This is a genomic window from Pseudomonas sp. Tav-5-1A (assembly GCF_055755055.1).
Window position 1 is genome coordinate 2,599,973 of sequence record NZ_CM146901.1, and the last position, 22,290, is coordinate 2,622,262.

At 67.6% G+C, this 22,290-nt stretch carries 19 protein-coding genes and 2 pseudogenes; 11 read left to right on the top strand and 10 right to left on the bottom strand.

Annotation, left to right across the window (positions count from 1 at the left end; genetic code table 11):
* Positions 1-38: 38 nt before the first annotated feature.
* Genes AC0J42_RS11940 through AC0J42_RS11950 form a run of 3 tightly spaced genes read left to right on the top strand, consistent with a single transcriptional unit; the run spans position 39 to position 2,900 of the window.
* Positions 39-1,367, top strand: coding sequence for an MFS transporter (locus tag AC0J42_RS11940; RefSeq protein WP_416423754.1), 1,329 nt, complete (start codon positions 39-41; stop codon positions 1,365-1,367).
* Between the two features lie 13 nt (positions 1,368-1,380).
* Positions 1,381-2,121: an SDR family NAD(P)-dependent oxidoreductase gene (locus AC0J42_RS11945; protein WP_416423755.1), complete on the top strand. Its 741-nt coding sequence runs from the start codon at positions 1,381-1,383 to the stop codon at positions 2,119-2,121.
* Positions 2,118-2,900: a sugar phosphate isomerase/epimerase family protein gene (locus AC0J42_RS11950; RefSeq protein ID WP_473006848.1), complete on the top strand. Its 783-nt coding sequence runs from the start codon at positions 2,118-2,120 to the stop codon at positions 2,898-2,900. The genes AC0J42_RS11945 and AC0J42_RS11950 overlap by 4 nt, the downstream gene beginning before the upstream one ends.
* Positions 2,901-2,986: 86 nt before the next feature.
* Here the strand turns inward: AC0J42_RS11950 and AC0J42_RS11955 are convergent, their stop codons facing one another.
* Positions 2,987-4,567: an aldehyde dehydrogenase (NADP(+)) gene (locus AC0J42_RS11955; RefSeq protein ID WP_416423756.1), complete on the bottom strand. Its 1,581-nt coding sequence runs from the start codon at positions 4,565-4,567 to the stop codon at positions 2,987-2,989.
* A 224-nt stretch (positions 4,568-4,791) separates the two neighbouring features.
* On the opposite strand from AC0J42_RS11955, the pseudogene AC0J42_RS11960 reads away from it, so the two are divergent.
* Positions 4,792-5,514, top strand: a pseudogene (locus AC0J42_RS11960) (MCP four helix bundle domain-containing protein); the annotation flags it as partial.
* A gap of 306 nt (positions 5,515-5,820) precedes the next feature.
* A pseudogene (locus tag AC0J42_RS11965) lies at positions 5,821-6,417 on the top strand (methyl-accepting chemotaxis protein); the annotation flags it as partial.
* A 109-nt stretch (positions 6,418-6,526) separates the two neighbouring features.
* On the opposite strand, the gene AC0J42_RS11970 reads toward AC0J42_RS11965, so the two are convergent.
* Positions 6,527-6,907 carry a winged helix-turn-helix transcriptional regulator gene (locus AC0J42_RS11970; protein ID WP_473006293.1) on the bottom strand — a complete coding sequence of 127 codons (381 nt, stop codon included), beginning with the start codon at positions 6,905-6,907 and terminating at the stop codon, positions 6,527-6,529.
* Between the two features lie 89 nt (positions 6,908-6,996).
* Between AC0J42_RS11970 and AC0J42_RS11975 the strand changes: the two genes are divergently transcribed.
* Positions 6,997-7,842, top strand: coding sequence for an SDR family oxidoreductase (locus AC0J42_RS11975; RefSeq protein WP_473006294.1), 846 nt, complete (start codon positions 6,997-6,999; stop codon positions 7,840-7,842).
* A 4-nt stretch (positions 7,843-7,846) separates the two neighbouring features.
* Here the strand turns inward: AC0J42_RS11975 and AC0J42_RS11980 are convergent, their stop codons facing one another.
* The 3 genes from AC0J42_RS11980 to AC0J42_RS11990 all read right to left on the bottom strand — a co-directional run bounded on the left by AC0J42_RS11980 (position 7,847) and on the right by AC0J42_RS11990 (position 10,403).
* Positions 7,847-8,776, bottom strand: coding sequence for an AEC family transporter (locus tag AC0J42_RS11980; protein WP_416423759.1), 930 nt, complete (start codon positions 8,774-8,776; stop codon positions 7,847-7,849).
* Between the two features lie 312 nt (positions 8,777-9,088).
* Positions 9,089-9,400, bottom strand: a complete 312-nt coding sequence (locus AC0J42_RS11985; protein WP_473006295.1) for an RcnB family protein — start codon at positions 9,398-9,400, stop codon at positions 9,089-9,091.
* A gap of 178 nt (positions 9,401-9,578) precedes the next feature.
* Positions 9,579-10,403, bottom strand: a complete 825-nt coding sequence (locus AC0J42_RS11990) for an HDOD domain-containing protein (RefSeq protein WP_416423761.1) — start codon at positions 10,401-10,403, stop codon at positions 9,579-9,581.
* Positions 10,404-10,732: 329 nt separating this feature from the next.
* Between AC0J42_RS11990 and hppD the strand changes: the two genes are divergently transcribed.
* On the top strand, positions 10,733-11,809 hold the full coding sequence (hppD, locus tag AC0J42_RS11995) for a 4-hydroxyphenylpyruvate dioxygenase (RefSeq protein WP_416423762.1): 1,077 nt from the start codon (positions 10,733-10,735) through the stop codon (positions 11,807-11,809).
* A 42-nt stretch (positions 11,810-11,851) separates the two neighbouring features.
* Here hppD and AC0J42_RS12000 read toward each other — a convergent pair whose 3' ends face one another.
* The gene (locus AC0J42_RS12000; protein WP_473006296.1) at positions 11,852-12,637 is read right to left on the bottom strand and encodes a CSS-motif domain-containing protein; all 786 of its coding nucleotides are present in this window, start codon (positions 12,635-12,637) and stop codon (positions 11,852-11,854) included.
* A 121-nt stretch (positions 12,638-12,758) separates the two neighbouring features.
* The gene (locus tag AC0J42_RS12005) at positions 12,759-13,661 is read right to left on the bottom strand and encodes an AraC family transcriptional regulator (RefSeq protein WP_416423764.1); all 903 of its coding nucleotides are present in this window, start codon (positions 13,659-13,661) and stop codon (positions 12,759-12,761) included.
* Positions 13,662-13,844: 183 nt separating this feature from the next.
* On the opposite strand from AC0J42_RS12005, the gene AC0J42_RS12010 reads away from it, so the two are divergent.
* The 4 genes from AC0J42_RS12010 (at position 13,845) to AC0J42_RS12025 (ending at position 19,271) form a co-directional block, all read left to right on the top strand.
* A complete protein-coding gene (locus AC0J42_RS12010; protein ID WP_416423765.1) occupies positions 13,845-14,897 on the top strand; it encodes an NAD(P)-dependent alcohol dehydrogenase in 1,053 nt (350 codons plus the stop codon).
* 216 nt (positions 14,898-15,113) lie between these two features.
* Positions 15,114-16,496 carry an ATP-binding protein gene (locus AC0J42_RS12015; protein ID WP_416423766.1) on the top strand — a complete coding sequence of 461 codons (1,383 nt, stop codon included), beginning with the start codon at positions 15,114-15,116 and terminating at the stop codon, positions 16,494-16,496.
* On the top strand, positions 16,493-17,170 hold the full coding sequence (locus AC0J42_RS12020) for a response regulator (protein ID WP_416423767.1): 678 nt from the start codon (positions 16,493-16,495) through the stop codon (positions 17,168-17,170). Before AC0J42_RS12015 ends, AC0J42_RS12020 begins: the two co-directional genes overlap by 4 nt.
* A 55-nt stretch (positions 17,171-17,225) precedes the next feature.
* On the top strand, positions 17,226-19,271 hold the full coding sequence (locus AC0J42_RS12025) for an ATP-binding protein (protein ID WP_416423768.1): 2,046 nt from the start codon (positions 17,226-17,228) through the stop codon (positions 19,269-19,271).
* Here AC0J42_RS12025 and AC0J42_RS12030 read toward each other — a convergent pair.
* The 3 genes from AC0J42_RS12030 to AC0J42_RS12040 are packed head-to-tail and all read right to left on the bottom strand — an operon-like array spanning position 19,222 to position 22,197.
* A complete protein-coding gene (locus tag AC0J42_RS12030; RefSeq protein ID WP_473006297.1) occupies positions 19,222-20,196 on the bottom strand; it encodes a lysylphosphatidylglycerol synthase domain-containing protein in 975 nt (324 codons plus the stop codon). The genes AC0J42_RS12025 and AC0J42_RS12030 overlap by 50 nt on opposite strands.
* Positions 20,189-21,418 (bottom strand): cardiolipin synthase ClsB, encoded by a 1,230-nt coding sequence (clsB, locus tag AC0J42_RS12035; protein ID WP_416423770.1) that lies wholly within the window; start codon positions 21,416-21,418, stop codon positions 20,189-20,191. The genes AC0J42_RS12030 and clsB overlap by 8 nt, the downstream gene beginning before the upstream one ends.
* Positions 21,415-22,197 (bottom strand): endonuclease/exonuclease/phosphatase family protein, encoded by a 783-nt coding sequence (locus tag AC0J42_RS12040; protein WP_473006298.1) that lies wholly within the window; start codon positions 22,195-22,197, stop codon positions 21,415-21,417. Before AC0J42_RS12040 ends, clsB begins: the two co-directional genes overlap by 4 nt.
* Positions 22,198-22,290 lie beyond the last annotated feature (93 nt).

Consider the following 22,290-nt stretch of genomic DNA (forward strand, 5'->3'; position numbering starts at 1 on the left):
TGCCTGTGCACTAACAAAAACAAGATGAGGTACCCGCCATGAGTGTCGACAGCAAACTTGAACTTCCCGCGTACGCCGCCCCCGCCGTGGCCGCGCGCAGCCGCACCCGCTTCATGATCCTGGGGTTGATCGCCGGGGGCACCCTGATCAATTACCTGGACCGCAGCGTGATGGGCATCGCTGCCCCCAGCATCAGCGCTGACCTGGGCTTGAACGCGGCCATGATGGGCCTGATTTTCTCGGCGTTCTCCTGGACCTACGCCGCCGCGCAGATTCCTGGCGGCATCCTCCTGGACCGCCTGGGCACCAAGCTCACCTACTGGCTGGCGCTGACCCTGTGGTCGCTGTTCACCGGCCTGCAGGGCCTGGCCACCGGCTTCGCCTCGCTGCTGGGCATCCGCCTGCTGATCGGCGCCACCGAAGCGCCGTGCTTCCCCACCAACAGCCGCGTGGTCGCCATCTGGTTCCCGCAGAGCGAGCGGGCGCGGGCCACCAGCATCTACACCCTGGCCGAGTACTGCGGCCTGGCGTTCCTCACGCCGTTGCTGTTCTGGGTGCTGCACGCCTACGGCTGGCGCTTCATGCTGATGTCGGTGGGCGCCGTGGGCGTGCTGTACGGGCTGGTGTGGTGGCGCAAATTCCATGAGCCCCACGAGTCGACCCAGGCCAACCAGGCCGAACTGGACTACATCGCCGAGGGCGGTGGCGTGGTGGACGGCAGCCAGAAGGCCACGCGCTTTGCCTGGTCGCAGATTCCGGCACTGCTCAAGCAACGCAACATGCTGGGCATCTGCCTGGGCCAGTTCGCCTGCAACTCCACCAACGTGTTCTTCCTCACCTGGTTCCCCACCTACCTGGTCACCGAGCGCCACATGCCGTGGCTGAAAGTGGGCTGGGTGGCGGTGCTGCCGTTCATTGCCGCCTCGGTGGGCACGCTGTTCGGCGGCTGGCTGTCGGACGCCATGCTGCGCCGCGGGATCTCGCTGAACGTGGCGCGCAAGCTGCCGGTGATCACCGGTTTGCTGATGGCCTCGGTGATCGTGCTGGCCAACTACGTGGCCTCCGACGCCCTGGTGATCGCCATCCTGTGCGTGGCCTATTTCGCCCAGGGCATGTCGTCGCTGGCCTGGATGATTGTCTCCGACATCGCCCCCAAGGGCCTGATCGGCCTGAGCGGCGGCCTGTTCAACCTGTTTGCCAACGCCGCCGGCATCGTCATTCCGCTGGTGATCGGCATTATCGTGACCCTGACCGGCTCGTTCGTCTGGGCCATGGCCTTTATCTCGCTGGTGACGCTGTTCGGCGCCGCCTGCTACCTGTTCATGGTGCAAGACCTCAAGCGTCTGCCCGATATCCCGAACCTTTGAAAGGAGCGTTTTCATGAGTCAACACCTGGAAGGCCAGACGGCCATCATCACCGGCGGCATGCGCGGCATCGGCCTGGGCATCGCCAAGCGCCTGCGCCAGGCGGGCGCCAACATCGTGATCTGGGACCTCAACGTCGACAACTGGGACACCAGCGCCAACGGCTTCACCCCGGCCCTGCGCCAGTCGGTGAACGTGGCGTCGCTGGCGTCGGTGGAAGCTGCCTTCGCCGAGGTGGTGGCGCAGCTGGGCCGCGTCGACATTCTGGTCAACAACGCCGGCATCAACGGCCCGGTGGTGGAAAGCTGGAACTACCCGGTGGAGGCCTGGGACCAGGTGCTGGCCATCGACCTGACCGGCGTGTTCTATTGCTGCCGCACCGCCATCCCGCACATGCGTGAACGCAAGTACGGGCGCATCGTCAACGTCGCCTCCATGGCCGGCAAGGACGGCGTGCAGTACATCTCGGCGTATTCGGCGGCCAAGGCCGGCGTCATTGCCTTCACCAAGTCGGCGGCCAAGGAACTGGCCCAGGACGGCGTTCTGCTCAACTGCATTGCCCCGGCCATGGTGGAAACCGGCCTGATGGCCGAAATGACCGCCGAGCACATCGCCGCCAGCAAGGCCAAGATCCCCATGGGGCGCTTCCTGCAGATCGAGGAAATCGCCAACATGGTGACCTGGATCGCCGGCCCCGAGTGCAGCTTCACCACCGGCTTCGTGTTTGACCTCAGCGGCGGCAGGGCCACCTACTGATGGCCCTTGGCGTGGCTCACCTGACCGCGCTGCAACTGGCCCCCGCCGACCTGGTTCGCCAGGCCGCGGGGGCCGGTTTTTCTGCCGTGGGCCTGCGCCTGCACCCGGCCACGCCGGGCGGCTTGTGCTACCCGCTGGACGCCGCGGCGCGGCAGGCCTTGAAGGTGCTGCTGGACGCCGAAGGCATGGCTGTCAGCGACATCGAGTTCGTCGAACTGACACCCGGCGTCGACGTGGCGGCCTGCCTGCCGCTGCTGGAAGCCGGTGCTGACCTGGGCGCGGTCAGCTTAACGGTGTCCGGCGACGACCCGCAGTTCTCGCGCCTGACCGACCACTACGCGCACCTGTGCGAGCTGGCGGTGGATTTCGGCCTGCGGGTGGACCTGGAATTCATGCGCTGGCGCGCGGTGGGCAACCTGGCCCAGGCGCGGCAGATCGTGGAAGGGGCAGGGCAGGCCAACGGCGGTATCCTGGTGGATGCGTTGCACCTGTTCCGCAGTGGGGGCGACGTGGCAATGCTGGCCGATATCGACCCGCGCTGGCTGCGTGCGGTGCAGTTGTGCGACGCGCCGTTGTTGGCGCCGCCTGAAGCGCTGATCATCACTGAAGCACGGGAAGGGCGCCTGCCACCCGGGCAGGGGCAATTGCCGCTGGCCGGGTTGCTGGCGGCGTTGCCGAAGGATGTGCAGGTGAGTGTGGAGATGCCCTATGGGGCGTTGGAAAGCCAGGCGCGCCTGGCCTTGGCCTATCAAACCTCAACACAATTGCGACCCCTGTAGCAGCGGCCAAAGGCCGCGTCACCGACCCCACGATGCTGCAGGTGGGCCGTGGACGCAGCCTTCGGCAGCTGCTACGGGGTTTTGCGCTACAGCGCGGCGTCGCTCCACTCGCCGTTCACCAGGCGCTTGAGGCCCAGCGGGTTGCTGTTGCGCAGTGCTTCAGGCAGCAGCTCCTGCGGGTAGTTCTGGTAGCACACCGGGCGCAGGAAACGGTCGATGGCCAGGGTGCCCACCGAGGTGCCGCGGGAGTCGGAGGTGGCCGGGTACGGGCCGCCATGTACCATGGCTTCGCACACTTCCACGCCAGTGGGGTAGCCGTTGACCAGGATACGCCCGACCTTCTGCTCCAGCAGCGGCACCAGCCACTGGTAGGCGACCAGGTCGGCGGACTCGCCGATCAGCGTGGCCGTCAACTGGCCGCGCAGGCCCTGCAGGGCCGCTTTCAGCTGGGCATCGTCCTTGGCCTCGATGACGATGGTGGCCGGGCCGAACACTTCTTCCTGCAGCAGTTCATCACCTTCCAGCAACAGCGACACGTCAGCCTTGAACAGCTGCGGCCGCGCCTGGTTGCCCGACTGGGCCTCACCAGCCAGGTGGGTGACACCCGGGTGGGCCAGCAAGTGCGCAAGGCCCTGGCTGTAGCTGCGCAGGCCGCCGGCGTTGAGCATGGTCTGCGGCGCCTGGGCGGCCATCTGCGTTTGCAGCTGGCCCAGGAACGCGGTGAAGGCTGGCGAGCTGACGCCGATCACCAGGCCCGGGTTGGTGCAGAACTGGCCGCAGCCCATCACCACCGAGGCCGCCAGGTCCTTGGCCACGGTCTCGCCGCGGCTGGCCAGGGCTTCGGGCAACAAGACCACCGGGTTGATGCTCGACATCTCGGCGAACACCGGAATCGGCTGCGGGCGCTCGGCGGCCATCTTGCACAGGGCGTTGCCGCCGCTCAGCGAACCGGTGAAGCCCACGGCCTGGATGGCCGGGTGCTTGACCAACCACTCGCCCACGCCGCCGCCGAAGATCATGTTGAACACGCCCTTGGGCATGCCGGTCTTCTCGGCCGCGCGGATGATCGCGCAGCCCACCTGGTCAGCGGTGGCCATGTGGCCGCTGTGGGCCTTGAACACCACCGGGCAACCGGATGCCAGCGCGGCGGCGGTGTCGCCACCGGCGGTGCTGAAGGCCAGCGGGAAGTTGCTGGCGCCGAACACGGCCACCGGGCCTACGCCGATGCGGTATTGGCGCAGGTCCACGCGTGGCAGCGGCTTGCGGTCGGGCAGGGCCAGGTCGATGCGCGCGCCGAGGAAGTCGCCGCGGCGCAGCACCTTGGCGAACAGGCGCATCTGCCCGCTGGTACGGCCACGCTCACCCTGGATGCGGGCGGCGGGCAGGGCGGTTTCGCGGCAGACGATGGCCACGAAGTCGTCGCCCAGGGCGTCGATTTCGTCGGCGATGGCCTCGAGGAATTCGGCGCGACGGGCCGGGCTCAGGTGGCGGAATTCGGCGAAGGCGCTGTCGGCGGCCAGGCAGGCGGCGTCGACTTCGGCTTCGGTGGCCTGGATGAATTCGAACGGCAGGGCCTCGCCGGTGGTGGCGTCCAGGCTCTGCAGGCGCTTGCTGCCCTGGGCGCTGCGGCTGCCGGCAATGAAGTTGTGGCCGAGAAGGGTGGACATCGTGATCTCCTGGTTCTTCAGATTGTTCTGAGAAAGCACTAACGGCTTGATGTTGACGGACATCGTACAACCATGATGAGGCTTGTGCAATCGCAGGTCCGTGAGTAAAGACGGGTATTCCATCGGAGAATATTTGCATTCAGGGCTACAGATTGCACTGTGATGTACGATAACTAGGCAGGATTTGGCCACTGGCCATTACTCACCTGCCTCGGGACACGTTCATGCTAATAAGAAACATCGGTGTTGCCCCCCGCGCCTTGACCGGCTTCTCCCTGATCGCCGCCCTGGTGGCCCTGCTGGGGTTCTTTGCCCTGGGGCAGATGGCCAATATTCGCCAGGGCCAGGTGGCCACTGAAAACGACTGGGTGCCCAGCCTGCGGGCGGTCAGTGACATCCGCGAAATCATGCTGCGCATCCGCACCATCTCCCTGCGCATGGCGCTGGACACCGACCCCACCAGCATCACCAGCTACCGCAGCCAGATGGACACCCGCCTCAACGACCTGCAGGCGAAACTGCAGGGCTACCGGCCACGGGTGAACACGCCCCAGGAGCAGGCGATCTTTGCCCGCTTCGAGCAGTCGCTCAACGGCTACAACAGCGCCCTGCAACGCTCGTTCGTGCTGGCCGGGCAGGGCGACCGCGCCGGCCTGTTGAAGCTGCTGCTGGTGGACATGAAGCCGCTGGTGGATGACTCCGGCAGCCAGCTCAATGAGCTGGCCGACTACTACAGCGCCGGCATCGGCAACGAAACCCAGGGCTCGGCCGAGCAGTACGCGCGGTCGCGCACGGTGATCCTGGTGTTCATCGGCCTGGCGGCGCTGGCCACCATCAGCCTGGCGCTGATCCTCACCCGCAGCATCGTCACCCCGCTGAACGCCGCCCTGGCCGCGGCCGAGCGCATTGCCGGCGGCGACCTCAGCCAGCCGATCAAGGCCGACGGCAGCGACGAGGCCGGGCGCCTGCTGACCGCGCTGGCGGCCATGCAGCAGCAATTGCGCCAGACCCTGGGTGAAATCTCCACCAGCGCCAGCGCCCTGGCATCTTCCCTGCACGCCCTGCGCCAGGCCTCGGAGGCCGGCAGCGACGGCATGCACCGGCAAAGCGAAGAAGTGAACATGGCCGCCACCGCCGTTACCCAGCTGAGCGCGGCGGTGGACGAGGTGGCCAGCCATGCGGTGTCCACGTCCGACTCGACCCGCGACTGCAACCAGGTGGCGCGCCAGGGTCAGGGGCAGGTCGCCGACACCCGCGCCAGCATCGAACAACTGCGCAGCGACCTGCAGGCCACCGCGGCCCAGGTCAGCGCCCTGGCCGAGCGCTCCCAGGCTATCGGCACGGTGCTGGACGTGATCGGCGCCATCGCCGGGCAGACCAACCTGCTGGCGCTGAACGCGGCCATCGAGGCGGCGCGCGCCGGTGAATCGGGGCGTGGTTTTGCCGTGGTCGCCGACGAAGTGCGGGCCCTGGCCCACCGCACCCAGCAGTCGACCCTGGAGATCGAAACCATGGTGCAGGGCATGCGCAGCGGCTCCGACCTGGCGCTGCAGGCCATGCACACCAGCGCCCAGCGCGCCGACGCCACCCTGGGCATCGCCGATGGCGCCGCCCAGGCGTTGCAGGGCATCACCCAGGCCATGGAGCAGATCATGGAGCGCAACCTGGTGATCGCCAGCGCCACCGAGGAACAGGCCCAGGTGGCCCGCGAGGTGGACAGCAACCTGCTCAACATCCGCGACTTCGCCAGCCGCGCCGCCGAGGGCGCCGAGCAGTCCCGCGAAGCCACCCGCGACCTGGCGCAGCTGGCCGGCAACCTCGACGGGCTGGTGTCGCGGTTCAAGTTCTGAGGTTCGCCCCGTAGCCGCTGCCGCAGGCTGCGCTGGCCGGCAGCCACGCCGCAGATGTGTGGTGTACGTGAGGGCCAGCGTAGCCTGGCGGCAGCGGCTACACGGGGCGCTACTCGATATCGGCCGCCGCCCGGTGCGCCATGATCTGCGGCAAGGTGCGCTCGATCCAGTCCGCCAGGCCGCCCACCAGGGCGGCCGCTTCCTCGCCCCAGGGCGTCAGGCGGTATTCCACATGGGGCGGCACCACCGGCAGCGAGGTGCGCAGCACCAGCCCGTCGCCTTCCAGGCCTTGCAGCGTCTGCGCCAGCATCTTCTCGCTGACCCCGCCGATCTTGCGCCGCAAGTCGCTGAAGCGGTGCATGCCGCCCGCCAGAATCACCAGCACCAACACCCCCCAGCGGCTGGTGACATGCTTGAGCACGTCGCGCGAGGGGCAATTGGCGTCCATCAGTTCGCCCCGGCGCGCCTGGGCGGAGAATGAATCGCTCATTTCATACTTACCTTTTTGTGCGTACTTACTTTTCGTTAGCTTAGGCTATAGGGTGATCGCTCTTTCATCACTTGCCAAGGTAAATCGTCATGATCGCAATCACTGGTGCCACCGGTCAGCTGGGTCGTCTGGTTATCGCTGCGCTGCTCAAGCGTGTGCCCGCCGACCAAATCATCGCCCTGGCCCGTCACCCGGAAAAGGCCGGCGACCTGGGCGTGGCCGTGCGTGAATTCAACTATGACCAGCCCGAAGCCATGGTGGTAGGCCTGCAGGGCGTGGACAAGCTGCTGCTGATTTCGTCCAGCGAACTGGGCAAGCGCGCCGCCCAGCACCAGGCCGTCATCAACGCCGCCAAGCAGGCCGGCGTCAAGCTGGTGGCCTACACCAGCGTGCTGCACGCCACCGGCTCGGCCCTGGGCCTGGCTGCCGAACACCAGCAGACCGAACAGGCGCTGGCCGCCAGCGGCGTGCCCCATGTGCTGCTGCGCAATGGCTGGTACAACGAGAACTACAGCGCCGGCGTGCCGGCCGCCGTGGCCCATGACGCCCTGCTGGGCGCCGCCGGGGAAGGGCGCATCGCCTCTGCTGCCCGCGCCGACTACGCCGAGGCCGCCGCCGTGGTGCTGACCAGCGAAGGCCACGTGGGCAAGACCTACGAACTGGCTGGCGACAACAGCTACACCCTGGCCGAGCTGGCTGCCGAGGTGTCGCGCCAGGCTGGTAAAAACGTGCCCTACAACAACCTGCCGGAGGCCGACTACAAGGCCGTCCTGGTGCAAGTAGGCCTGCCTGAGCCGATCGCCGACCTGCTGGCCAACTCCGACGCAGCAGCGGCCAAGGGCGCGCTGTTCGATGACAGTAAAGTGCTGAGCGGCCTGATCGGCCGGCCCACCACCCCGGTGGCCGAGGCGGTGGCGGTCGCCCTGAAGGGCTGAGGCGTCAGTTGTTTATGACGTAGAGGCAGATCGACAGGGTCAGCAGCGAACCGAGGGTCGAGATCAGGATGGTGCTGGACACCACCGAGGCCTCGCGCTTGTAGTACTCGGCCAGCATGAACGGCCCGGTGCCGGTGGGCAGGGCGCTGAGCAGCAGCGCCGAATGCGCCCACAGCGGCGGCAGGTGGAACACCTTGTAGGCCAGGAACCAGGTCAGCAAGGGGTGGCCCACCAGCTTGATCAGCACCAGCAGCGAGGTCCCCTGGCGGGGGCCTTGCTGTTTCTGCGCCAGGAACAGCCCCAGGGAAATCAGCGCGCAGGGCGTGGTGGCTGCGCCCAGCAGGCTCAGGAACTTGCTCGCCGGCGCCGGCAGCGGCGCGCCGGTCATGGCCCAGCAGGCGCCGAGGATCGGCGACACCACCAGCGGGTTCTTGGCCAGCGCCACCAGCACTTTCAACACGATGCGGTGCACCTGGGCTTCGCTCTGCAGGCCAATCTCGATGCACACCAGGGCCAGGCCGAACAGCACGCACACCACCAGCAGCGAGGCGATCAGCGCCGGCTCCAGGCCGCTGCCGCCCAGCACCATCACGCACAGGGGAATGCCGATGTAGCCGGTGTTGGCGTAGGACGCGCTGAGGGCGTCGATGCTGGCGTCGGCGAAGTGCCCGGCCTTCTTCCAGCGCAGCGCCAGGGTCAGCACGAACATCGCCAGGGTACCCAGGGTGAAGGTGGCGACGAAGCCGGGGTGCCAGATCTGCTCCCAGGTGGCCGTGGCGGTGGAGGTGAACAACAGCGCCGGCAGGCACAGCCACACCACCATGCGGTTGATCTCCGAGGCAGCGGTGGGGCCCAGGCGGTTGGTGCGGCGGCAGACATAGCCCACCAGGATCAGCGCGAAAATGGGCAACAGGACATTCAACACAGAAGACATGAGCAGCGGAAACCTTGGTGTGCCGGACAGGCTGGCAAGGTTAAGGAAGTGAATCGTTAGCGTCCAATCTTTCTTGCCGGGGCTGGCGTACAGCGTGTAGGAGAATGCTTACACGGGCCGGCGGGAATCTCCTCTATGGGAAAATTCTCACCCTGCGTAGACTTGGATCCATCAACTGCTGCACAGGAGTGCAGCGGGATCAGGGAAGATCGACCATTGGCCCGGAGGGCTGCCGACAAGGAGTTGGATGGTCTTGAAGAAAACCCGCTTCGGCGGGTTTTTTGTTGCCTGCGAAAAAGCCCCCGCAGGGGCTTATTTTTTCACCGGCACGATTTTCTCGATGACGCTGTTGCTCAACTGCACCAGCACGTATTTGTCGTTCACCCGCACCCAGTGGCTCTTGTCCTCGTCGGGGGCCGACAGGCCGTGGGCCTGCCAGTTCTTCACCTCTTCGGAATCGCGGCGGAAGTGGTCGGGGATCTTGTCGCCGACCTTGAACTGGCCGGTGTCGGTGCCGGGTATCTGCACCGCCGGCTCCGTGGGTTGCGCCGCCTGGGCCAGCCCCGCCACGCCACTCAGACTTGCCACCACGACCGCCATCGCGGTCCATGTCGTGATTTTCATCCTGTACTCCCGGTGATTGAGGTCGTCACAACCTCTGACCCCGGGGGCGCCGAAACATTCCTTTTTTGCCGGCGGACGCCTTTGTGGGAGCGGGTTCTACCCGCGAAAAGACCACTGCGGTCGGACTGTTTCCCCGCAGTGTGGCTTTCGCGGGCAGAGCCCGCTCCCACAGGGCCCCTCAGGTCAACAACTCGGCAAACGCCTTGTCAGCTTCCAGCACCGCCGGCAGGGCGCTGAACAGCGCGTCCAGGTCCAGGCCCTCCAGCAGCGGGCCGTCCACGGCCTCGCGGGCGTCGTCGGTGTCGCCGCCGCTGGCCTGCAGGGCGTCGGAGATGGCGATGGCCTGGGCCACCACGCGTGGCAGCTCGGCGGGCGGCGGGGCCTGCACGGGACGGGCCTGGTAGGCGATGGCGTGCTGGATGCTCACCGGCAGCTGCCAGCGCCGCGCCAACTCGGCACCCACCTCGGGGTAGCCAAAGCCCAGGTGCAGGGTTTCGCTGGCCGCGCGGCCGGCGTTGCCGGCCTTGTGGGCGTGGTTGATCTGCGCCGCCACCATGGGCGCGCCGGTCTGGATCAGCAGCTCGCCGATGTTGTGCATCACCCCGCAGGTAAACGCGGTCTCGGCGTCCAGCCCGGCCTGCTTGGCCAGCAGGCGGCAGATGCCGGCCACCTGGAAGCTCTTGAGCCAGAAGCCCTTGAGGTCGAAGTTGGCGCTGGCCTTGAAGGCACCGGTCACGGCCGAGGCCAGCACCAGGGTGCGCAGGGTGTTGAAGCCCAGGCGCAGCGCGGCGTCCTCGATGCTGGCCGACTCACGGGCGCCGCGAAAGCGCGCGGAGTTTGCCAGGCGCAGGATCTTGGCGGCGATCACCGGGTCTTTCTCGATATTGCGGGCCACGCTTTCGAGGCTGGTTGAGGGGCTGTCGAACTGCTGGATCAGGTCTTGCGCCACCTTGGGAATGCTGGGCAGGCTGTGCAGATCGGCGAATAGCGTTTCGATTTCCATGGCATGACACCTGTTGTGGACGCGGGTAGATTCAACCATAGGCAATTTTTGCCGGCTTGCCCGGCAAATCCCGACGCAATGTGCTGTTACCCCGACCGGGAAACCAGGGCGGGACAAATCGAATTACGCGTTGTAGAATCAAGTTACGCATATAAGAATAAACCGGCGGGGAATGGGTCCACATGAAGCGACTCGGGTTCAAATTGATTTTTGGTGATTTTCTCGCCCGCAGCGTGCGGGGCATCTCCTGCGCGCCACCCCGTGCACGTGCCTGACCGAACGACACCCTCTTTCGTTTTTAGCGCACTGCCTGCACGAGGAAACACATCATGGCCGATCTCTACGACAACCCCATGGGCCTCATGGGCTTCGAGTTCATCGAATTCGCCTCGCCCACCCCTGGCACCCTTGAGCCGATCTTCCAGATCATGGGCTTCACCAAGGTGGCCGAGCACCGCTCCAAGGACGTGCACCTGTACCGCCAGGGCAGCATCAACCTGATCCTCAACAACGAGCCGCACAGCCTGGCGTCGTACTTTGCCGCCGAGCACGGGCCGTCGGTGTGCGGCATGGCTTTCCGCGTGGCCAACGCCCACAAGGCCTACGCCCGCGCCCTGGAACTGGGCGCCCAGCCCATCGAGATCGCCACCGGGCCCATGGAGCTGCGCCTGCCGGCCATCAAGGGCATCGGCGGCGCGCCGCTGTACCTGATCGACCGCTTCGGCGAGGGCAGCTCCATCTACGACATCGACTTCAACTGGCTGCCGGGCGTGGACCGCCACCCCGTGGGCGCGGGCCTCAAGGTCATCGACCACCTGACCCACAACGTCTACCGCGGGCGCATGGCCTACTGGGCCGGGTTCTACGAGAAGCTGTTCAACTTCCGCGAGATCCGCTACTTCGACATCAAGGGTGAATACACCGGCCTGACCTCCAAGGCCATGACCGCGCCCGACGGCCTGATCCGCATCCCGCTGAACGAGGAATCGTCCAAGGGCGCCGGGCAGATCGAGGAGTTCCTCATGCAGTTCAACGGCGAGGGCATCCAGCACGTGGCGTTCCTCACCGACGACCTGGTGCAGACCTGGGACGCGTTGAAGGCCATTGGCATGCGCTTCATGACCGCGCCGCCCGACACCTACTACCAGATGCTCGAGGGCCGCTTGCCCGGCCACGGCGAGCCGGTGGGCGAGTTGCAGGCGCGCGGTATCCTGCTGGACGGCTCGTCGCAGCCGGGTGACCAGCGCCTGCTGCTGCAGATCTTCTCGCAGACCCTGATGGGCCCGGTGTTCTTCGAGTTCATCCAGCGCAAGGGCGACGACGGCTTCGGCGAGGGCAACTTCAAGGCGCTGTTCGAATCCATCGAGCGCGACCAGATCGAGCGCGGCGTGCTAAGCACCGAATAACCCCGATCCACGGTGCACGCGGACGCGGCCTGGCGGCCGCTGCTACGGACGCTGCTGGCGGCGCAACAGCCAATGGCACACGCCGCCGGTCAGCACCCCCAGCAACAACAACCCGCCCAGGGTCGACAGTCCCTGTATCCTCCACAGCTCCCAGGCCTTCTCCGGCGAGAACCCGCTGTGCACCCGGTAGCCATGGCGTTCCGACACCTGCGAGGTGTGATGCGCCTGGTGGTCGGGAATCTCGCCATCCTGGATGCTGCTGTCGCCCCACAGGAACGCGTTGCCTACCTGCATGATCAGCACTGTGTCGCCCTGGATCAGCCGCAGCGCCTCGGCCAGCGTGCGGCCGTCGATCACCGTGCGCACGCCCAGCGGGTGTTCGTACAGCCGGTACACCAGCGATGCCTCGTTCGGGGTCACCGGGTTGCTGGCGCGCAACAGCAGGTGACGGTTGAAGTATTCGCCAGGCTCCACCGCCCGCTTGTAGGCGCCGTAGAACGAGCTGCAGTAGGCGTCGTGGTTGCGCACCAGGTTGGCCGAGCGCACGTAGGGCTCGATGGTGACTTCCTGCAGGATCGCCTGGATCACCGCGGCGTTGCAGGGCTTGCCCGCCAGTGGCATCAGGCGTTGGGCGCTCTGGGCGGCCTGGTCAATCATGCTGTCCAGCTGGCGCACGGCTTCGCCAGCCACATGCTGGGCCTGGAATTCGAAGGTGCGGGTCACCTGCCAGCGCAGCACCAGCATGCCGCTGAGCACCGGCAGCAAGCCGATAAGCCCGGCGACGAGCAGCGCGCGCACGCGCGCCGAGGGGAGGGGAAAGGCTTTCATGGGCACGTCCTTGTGTCGGGGGAGGAGGATCATCCCGCCAGCATAAGGGCGCGTGCCCGGCGTTTTTGTGGCCGCTATCGCAGCGTGGCGTGGGACTTCACGCAGCGCCCGGTGGGCCGTTTCAATTGGCCAGCGCCTCGGCGCGCGGCAGGCGTTCCTGGGCCGGGCTGCGAGCGAAGTAGCGCTTGTACTCGCGGCTGAACTGCGAACTGCTCTGGTAGCCCACGCGGTGCGCCACCTGGCTGACGCTCATGCCTTCGGCCACCAGCATCGAGCGTGCCTTGATCAGCCGCAGCTGCTTGAGGTACTGGATGGGCGAGGCCATGGTGGCGCGCTTGAAATGCTCGTGGAAGGTCGAGGCGCTCATGTTGGCCCGGCGCGCCAGTTCATCCACCTGCAGCGGTTGATCGAAATGGCTGTGCAGCCAGGTCAGGGCGCCGGCAATGCGCGCGAACTGCCCCTGTTGCTCCACCAGCGCGCGCAGCACCCCGCCCTGGGGCCCGCGCAGGGCGGCGAACAGCACCTCGCGCAGGCGCGACTGGCCCAGGATGCGGCAGGCTTGCGGGTCGTGCAGGCACTCCAGCAGGCGTTCCACGGCGCAGCGCATGTCCTCGTCCAGCTCGGCGCTGACCATCGAGGAGGGCGTCTGCACCTGATGCTCGGCTGGCCCCATGGCCAGCACCAGCTCACCCAGCACCAGGCGGTCGATGGGAATGCTCACGCCCAGCAGCGGCAATTGCTCGGTGGCGAAGGTCTCGTACTGGAACGGCACCGGCAGCGCCTGCACCAGGTAGTGGCCGGCGCCGTACTCCAGCGCACGCTCGCCCAGGTAGGCGATCTTGCTGCCCTGGGCAATGATCATCAGGCTGGGGTCGTAGATCTGTGGGCAACGGGCGGCGTTGCCGTGGGAACTGACCACGCGCAGGCCGTCGATGGCCGTGGGCAGGAAGCCGTCGCAGTGGGCCAGGGGCTGGAGCAGGGACACCAGACGGGCATTGGCGTCCAGGTGGCAGGTGGGTGACATGAAGGGTTCCGCAGTGGTGATGACAGTCAGGGTGCCATGATCGCAAATTTTTGCCCGCCTGCGGGGGCTTCCGGAGGAATAGGCATGCATCGCGCAGGATCACCCATGGCCCCGGGGCGCCTGAATCCGGACAATGCCGCCGCTTTAAGGGCTTGTGCCCTGTTATCGCAAAAGAGGTACCGCATGTCTAAAGCTCTGGGTTACGCCGCACTTACCCCCACCACGCCCCTGGCGCCACTGGCCTTCGAACGCCGCGACCCGCGCGCCAACGACGTCAGCATCGATATCCTGTACTGCGGCGTGTGCCACTCCGACCTGCACCAGGCCCGCAACGAGTGGGGCATTGCCGTGTACCCGCTGATGCCTGGCCACGAAATCGTCGGCAAGGTCACCGCCGTGGGCCCGGCCGTGCGCAACTACAAGGTCGGCGACCTGGTGGGCGTGGGCTGCATGGTCGACTCGTGCCAGCAGTGCGCGGCCTGCCGCAAGGACCTGGAGCAGTACTGCCAGGCCGGCCCGACCATGACCTACGCCACCCCGGACCGCATCGACGGCACCAACACCATGGGCGGCTACTCCGACCACATCGTGGTGCGTGAAGAGTTCGTGGTGCGCATTCCCGAGGGCATGGACCTGGCTGCTGCCGCGCCGATCCTGTGCGCCGGCATCACCACCTACTCGCCGCTCAAGCACCACGGCGTGGGCGCTGGCCACAAGGTCGGCATCCTGGGCATGGGTGGCCTGGGCCACATGGGCATCAAGTTCGCCAAGGCCCTGGGCGCCGAAGTGACCGTGTTCACCCGTTCCGCCAGCAAGGCCGCCGAGGCACGCAAGCAGGGCGCCGACCACGTCATCGTCTCCACCGATGAGGCGCAGATGGCCGCTGCCGCCGGGCGTTTCGACTTCCTGCTGGACACCATCCCGGTGCAGCACGACCTCAACCCCTACCTGCAGACCCTGACCTTCGACGGCGTGCACATCCTGGTGGGCCTGATCGAGCCGGTGTCGCCGCCGCTGCACGCTGCCAACCTGGTGCTGCAACGCCGCGTGCTGGCCGGCTCGCTGATCGGCGGCATCGCCGAGACCCAGGAAGTGCTGGACTTCTGCGCCGAGCACGGCATCACCTGTGACATCGAGATGCTCGACATCCGCAACATCAACGAAGCGTTCGAGCGCATGATCGTGGGTGATGTGAAGTACCGTTTCGTCATCGACATGGCCACCCTGAAGGCCTGATGCACCGCACCCCGTAGCCGCTGCCGCCAGGCTGCGCTGGCCCTCGCATGCACTGAAGATCTTCAGCGTACGCAAGGGCCAGCGCAGCCTGCGGCAGCGGCTACGGCGTGGTGTGGCAAATGTGCAGCAAATGCGAACTTTGCCCCGCAACCCTTGCACCCATCCCCCCGGCGCGCCTTAAATACACGGCTCCAGCGACTCCCGTGTGCCCGCCCGATGAAAACCCGCCTGTCCACCAAACTGTTCCTGGCCCTGATGACCACCATGATCCTGGTGGTGCTGGCCATGGCCTTCGCCAACGGCTTCAGCTTTACCCGCGGGTTCCTTGGCTATATCAACGAACTGGCCGAGCAGCGCACCCGCGACGCCCAGCCACGCTTCGTGCAGGCCTACCGCGAGCACGGCAGCTGGGACTTTCTGCGCAACCAGCCCCACGCCTGGTTCCAGCTGGTGCGCCCCGACGCGCCGACTGCCGACGACGTGGTGCGCTTCACCCCCACCTCCGACCTGACCGGTGCAGTGTTCCGCATCACCCTGCTGGACACCGACAACCAGCGCGTGATGGGTTTCGACGACGTCAGCGACGACGCCCTGCGCGTGCCCGTGGTGGTCGCTGGCAAGACCGTCGGCTGGCTGGCCACCACGCCGCTGCAAAGCGTCACCGAGGCCGGCGGCGAGCGCTTCATGCGCCAGCAGATCGCCTCCAGCCTGATCGTCGCCATGGTCGCGCTGATGCTCGCCGCCTTGATTGTCTGGTGGGTGTCGCGGCGCCTGCTGGGCCCGGTGCGCCAGGTGGCCGCCGCCACCCACCGGCTGGCCGCGGGCACCTACAGCGAGCGGGTGGCGGTGGACAGCGACGACGAGGTCGGCCTGCTGGCCCGCGACTTCAACCAACTGGCCCTGACCCTGGAGCGCAACGAGCGCATGCGCCGCGAATTCATGGCCGACGTCTCCCACGAACTGCGCACGCCGCTGTCGGTGCTGCGCGGCGAGCTGGAAGCGCTGGAAGACGGCGTGCGCAAGCTCGACGGCGAATCGCTGCAGTCCTTGCTGGCAGAGGTGGGCATGCTCGGCAAGCTGATCAACGACCTCTACGAGCTGTCCCTGGCCGACGTCGGCGCGCTGTCCTACCGCAAGCACTCCATGGACGTGGTCGACGCCCTGGGCCAGTGCGCCGCCATCTTCCGCGAGCGCTTCGCCAGCCATGACATTCGCCTGGACCTGCAGGCCCATCGCGGGCCCATCCAGGTGCTGGGCGACGAAGGCCGCCTGCAGCAGCTGTTCAACAACCTGCTGGAAAACAGCCTGCGCTACACCCAGGCCGGCGGCCAGCTGCGAGTCAGCGCCATCGCCGAAGGCGGCCGGGTGCACATCGACTTCATGGACACCGCCCCCGGCGTCAGCCCTGAATTCCTGCCACGCCTGTTCGAGCGTTTCTACCGCGGCGAAGCCTCGCGCAACCGCGCCAGCGGCGGCGCCGGCCTGGGCCTGGCCATCTGCCACGCCATCGTCGAGGCCCACGGTGGTACGCTAACTGCGCAGCCTTCGCCCATGGGCGGGCTGTGGCTGGCCATCGTGTTGCCCCTGGAGCAAGCATGAGCATCGAAGACCTACCTGCACACGTCCTCGTAGTAGAAGACGAACCCAAGCTGGCGGCGCTGCTGCGCGACTACCTGAGCGCCGCCGGCCACCAGGTGCAATGCATCGGCGACGGCCTGCAGGTGCTGCCCGCGGTGCGCGCGGCCATGCCCGACCTGATCCTGCTGGACCTGATGCTGCCCGGCCAGGACGGCGTGGCGGTGTGCCGCCAGCTGCGCGCCTTCAGCGACGTGCCGGTGGTGATGATCACCGCGCGGGTGGAGGAGGTGGACCGCCTGCTGGGCCTGGACGTGGGCGCCGACGACTACATCTGCAAGCCCTTCAGCCCCCGTGAAGTGGTGGCCCGGGTGCGCGCCATCCTCCGCCGGCGCCCGCGCGCGGCCAGCGACGCCGGCCTGCAGCTGGATGAAAGCACCTGGAAGGCGCGCTTCAACCAGGTCGAGCTGGACCTCACGCCCGTGGAGTTCCGCCTGCTCAAGGCGCTGAACGAGCACCCGGGGCGGGTGTATTCGCGCGACCAGCTGATCGACCGCCTGTACAGCGACCACCGCGTGGTCACCGACCGCACCGTGGACAGTCACGTCAAGAACCTGCGGCGCAAGCTGGAGCAGGCGGCGCCGGGCCAGGAGCCGATCCAGTCGATCTACGGCGTGGGCTACAAGCTGGAGTGGTAGCCGCCCCGGCACCCAGGGGCTATCCTGTCGGGCTCAGCCATTGAAGGTTCAGCCGATGCAGGAAGTATCGCTGGGTGTTTTTCCCGCCACCACCGGCGTGATGAGCGACGAAGTGCGCCGCTTCGACTGGAGCGCCACGCCCCTGGGGCCCATGGACGACTGGCCGCTGGCCCTGCGCATGGCCGTGGAGCTGGTGCTGTCCAACGCCTTCCCGGCCTGCCTGGCCTGGGGCCCGCAGCTGATCGCCATCCACAACGACGCCTTCGTGCCGATCCTCGGTGACAAGCCCGCGCCCCTGGGCCGGCCGTTCAGCGAGGTGTGGGGCGAAGTGTGGCCCCAGGTTCGCGCCATCGCCGACCGCGCCCTGGCTGGCGAACCCACCTTCAACCAGGACCTGCCCCTGGTGATCAACCGCCGCGGCTACCCCGAGCCCGCCTGGTTCACCTTCTCCTACAGCCCGGTGCGCGACGAGCAGGGCCAGGTCATGGGCTTTCTCGACACGGTGATGGAGACCACCGACACCATCATCGCCCAGCGCCGCACCAAGGAGCTGGCCGACAGCTTCGAGCGCCAGGTGGCCGAGCGCACCGCCGACCGCAACCGCCTGTGGCAGCTGTCCTCGGACATCATTCTGGTGACCCGCCAGGACCTGCAGGTGGTAGCCCTGAACCCGGCCTGGGAGCAGGTGCTGGGCTGGAACGAGTGCCAGCTGCGCGGCAGCAGCGTGCTCGACCTGGTGCATGAAGATGACCGCGCCACCGTGCTGGCCGCCGCCGCGCAGCTGGCCCGCGGCGAATCGGTGCACGACCTCGACTGTCGCCTGCGCCACAGCCACGGCGGCTACCGCTGGATCAACTGGGCGGCGGTGCCCGGCGACGGCTTCTTCAACGCCGTGGGCCGCGATATCACTGTCGAGCGCGAGCGCACCGAGGCCCTGCGCCAGGCCGAAGAGCTGCTGCGCCACAGCCAGAAAATGGAAGCCGTGGGCCAACTGACCGGTGGCCTGGCCCACGACTTCAACAACCTGCTGACCGGTATCACCGGCAGCCTGGAGCTGCTACGGCGGCGCATCGACCAGGGCCGCTTCGGTGAATTGGACCGCTACCTGGACGCCGCCCACGGCGCCGCCAACCGCGCGGCCACCTTGACCCACCGGCTGCTGGCCTTCGCCCGCCGCCAGACCCTCGACCCGCGCCCCACCGACGTCGTGCTGCTGGTGGACGGCCTGCGCGACCTGATCCGCCAGACCCTGGGCCCCACCGTGGTGCTCGACTGGCAGCCGCAGCTGGCGCCGTGGACCGTGCTGGTGGACCCCAACCAGCTGGAAAGCACCGTGCTGAACCTGTGCATCAACGCCCGCGACGCCATGCCCGACGGCGGCCACCTGGTGCTGCAGGTGCACCATCATGAGCAGTCGCTGCCGGCGCGCAGCGACGACGATCTGCCCGCCGGCCAGTACCTGTGCCTCAGCGTGATCGACAGCGGCACCGGTATGCCCCCCGAAGTCATCGCCCGGGCCTTCGATCCGTTCTTCACCACCAAGCCCATCGGCCAGGGCACCGGCCTGGGGCTGTCGATGGTCTACGGCTTCGCCCGCCAGTCGGGCGGGCGCGTACGCATCGAATCGACCCTGGGCGAGGGCACCGCGGTGCGCCTGTACCTGCCGCGCCACCTGGGCGCCGCGCAGCAGGCCAGCGACCCTTGCGCCAGCCCGGTGGCGCGCCCGGCGCGGCTGGGCGAGACCGTGGTGCTGATCGACGACGAGGCCACCTTGCGTACCTTGGTGGCCGAGCAACTGGAGGAGATGGGCTACGAAGTGCTGCAGGCCGCCGACGGCGTGGCCGGCCTGGCGCTGTTGCAGATGACCGGTGAGGTGGACCTGCTGATCACCGACGTCGGCCTGCCCGGTGGCCTCAACGGCCGCCAGGTGGCGGACGCCGCCGCGCGCATACGCCCGGGGCTGAAGGTGCTGTTCATCACCGGCTACGCCGAGCAGGCGGTGATGACCCGGGCGCAGCTGGAGCCGGGCATGCACCTGCTGGTCAAGCCGTTCACCTTGCAGGCCCTGAGCGAGCGGGTGCGGGCGGTGCTGGACGCGTGACCGCCCTGGCCCGGCGTTCCAGCCACAGGTAGGCCACGCAGGCAATCAGCAGCGGCAGCAGGAAGTACAGCGCGCGGTAGCCCAGCAGCGCCGCCAGCAGCGTGCCCTTGGAGTACTGGCCCTGCAGCAGGCTCATGAACACCGCTTCCAGCACCCCCAGCCCGGCGGGAATGTGGGTGATGACCCCGGCAATGCTGCTGATCAGCAGGATCGCCAGCACCGTCGGGTAGCCGACCTTGGCCGGCAGCAGCAGGTAGATCAACGCCGCCATCAGCGACCAGTTCAGTGCCCCCAGCAGCGCCTGCGCCAGCGCCAGGCGCACGCCGGGGAGGGTGATGGCCTGCTGGCGGACATGCCAGGTGCGGCGCGTGGCAAAGGCGCAGGCCAGCAGGTACGCGGCGCCGGCCAGCAGCATGGCCACGCCGATCAGGCGCAGGCCGTCCTGGCCCATCTTCACGCTGTCGGGCAGCGGCGGCAGGCCGGCGGCGAACACCGCGCCGCCCAGCAGCAAATAGCCCAGCCAGTTGGTGACCAGCCCCAGGCTGAGGATTTTGGTGATGGTCGGCACGTCCAGCCCCAGCTTGCCATACAGGCGATAACGCAGGGCGATGCCGCCCACCCACGAGCTGAGGTTGAGGTTGAACGCGTAGCAGACGAACGCCAGCGGCACCACCTGGCGCGCGGGCAGGCGGTGCCCGGTGTAGCGCCGCGACAGCAGGTCGTAGCTGGCGAACACGCCGTAGCTCAGCAGGGCGATGCCAGCGCCCGCGGCCAGCAGCGGCCAGGGGTAGGCGCGCAGGGCGTGGCCCACCTCCTGCCAGTCCATGTTACGCAGCAGCATCACCAGCAGCACGGGCACCAGCACCAGGAACAGCACGTTGACGCCCCGGCGCAGCCATTTCCACAGGCGTGGGTGGCTACTCATAAGCCTTGGCCTCGGCGCTCTCCACCGGTTCCTTGAGCACCGGCCCCAAGGGAGCCAGCTTCGGCGAGTGGGCCGGGAACATGCCGACGATGGCCGGGAAATGCCGCAAAAAGTGGAAACTCAGGAAAATCAGCGGCGCCCGCCACCAGTAGCCGCGCAGCACCCGCTGCAGGGTCACGGTCTTGCAATGCTGGCTGGCCAGCTCGGCCAGGTGGTCATGCAGCACCTGGTTGAACGTGGCGTCGTCGATCACCACGTTGGCTTCCAGGTTCAGCGACAGGCTCAGCGGGTCGAGGTTGCTGGAGCCCACCGTGGCCCACGTCTGGTCGATCACCGCGACCTTGCCGTGCAGCGGCCGCTGGGTGTATTCGCGAATCTGCACGCCGTCGCGCAGCAGGTAGTTGTACAGCAGCCGCGAGCACAGGCGCACCAGCGGCATGTCGGGCATGCCCTGCAGAATCAGGGTTACTGCCACGCCCCGGCGCGCGGCGTTGCGCAACTCGCGCAGCAGGCGGTAGCCGGGGAAGAAATAGGCGTTGGCGATGATGATGCGCTGCTGCGCGCGGCGGATGCCCAGCAGGTACTGGTGCTCGATGTCATCGCGGTGGGCCTGGTTGTCGCGGATCAGCAACAGCATGCGCGCGGTGCCGCTGTCGGCCTCGATGCGCTGCCGCGGCGTCAGCCAGGGCCGGGCCTGGCGGCGCACGCGGCTGGTCTCGTCGAGCAGGGTGAGGGTGGCCTGGTGCAGGTCGGCGACGATCGGCCCCTGCACCTTCACCGCGTAGTCCTGCTTGGCCATGGGCCCGGACTGCAGCAGGTGGTCGGCGCTGTAGTTGATGCCGCCGATGAAGGCGGTCTCGCCGTCGACCACCACGATCTTGCGGTGCAGGCGGCGGAACAGGTTGGTGCGCAGGCCCAGCACCTTGGGCCGCGGGTCGAAAGCCTGCAGGTGCACGCCGGCCTCCACCAGTTCGCGCAGGAAGCGGCTGCTGAGGTCGGCGGTGCCGTAGCCGTCCACCAGCACCTCCACGCGCACGCCGCGGTGGGCGGCGCTGATCAGCGCCAACTGCAAGGGCCGGCCCACTTCGTCCTCGAACAGGATGAAGGTCTCGATCAGCACCTCTTCGCGCGCCGCGGCGATGGCCTGCAGCACGCTGTCGAAGAACGCCTCGCCGTTGATCAGCAGCTGCACGGCGTTGTCATCGCGCCACGAGCGGTTCACAGGCGCACCTCCACGGCCAGTGGCACATGGTCGGACAGGTGCGACCAGGGCTTGCGCGCCAGCACCTTGGGCGTCAGGGCGGTGGCGTTGCGCAGGTACACACGGTCCAGGCACAGCAGCGGCAGGCGCGCCGGGAACGTACGGGCCGGGGCGCCGTAGGCCTGGGCGAACACCTCGTGCAGGCCGCACTCGGCCAGCACCGCGTCGGCGCGCTTGCGCCAGTCGTTGAAGTCGCCGGCGACGATCACCGGGGCGTCGATGGGTAGCGCGTCCAGCAGCTGCGCCAACAGTTGCAACTGGCGCTGGCGCTGGCGCTCGCCCAGGCCCAGGTGCACGCACACCGTGTGCACCTCGCGGTGCCCCGGCACGGCCAGCACCGAGTGCAGCAGCCCGCGCTGCTCGGCGCCGTTGACGCTGATGTCGTGGTTGTCGTGGCTCAGGATCGGGAATTTCGACAGCAGCGCGTTGCCGTGCTCGCCGTCGGGGTACACCGCGTTGCGGCCGTAGGCGAACACCGGCCACATGCTGTCGGCGAGGAACTCGTACTGCGGCACGTCCGACCAGTTGTCGAACCGCTGGCCGTGCAGGCGGTGCATGCCCAGCACCTCCTGCAGGAACACCACGTCGGCCGACACCGCCCGCACCGCCTCGCGCAGCTCGGGCAGCACGAAGGTACGGTTCAGCGCGCTGAAGCCCTTGTGGGTGTTGACCGTCAGCAGCCGCAGGGTTCGCACCGTGGCGGCCGGCTCGGCGAATGGCCGGGGTTGGGGCGTGAGCATGGCGTGACCGTCCTTGCGCGGCTGGGTATTCAATACCGACTCGGGGGGGCGGGCAAAGTTCGCTGGTGTGGGTGGGACGCGGCCTGCGGCCGC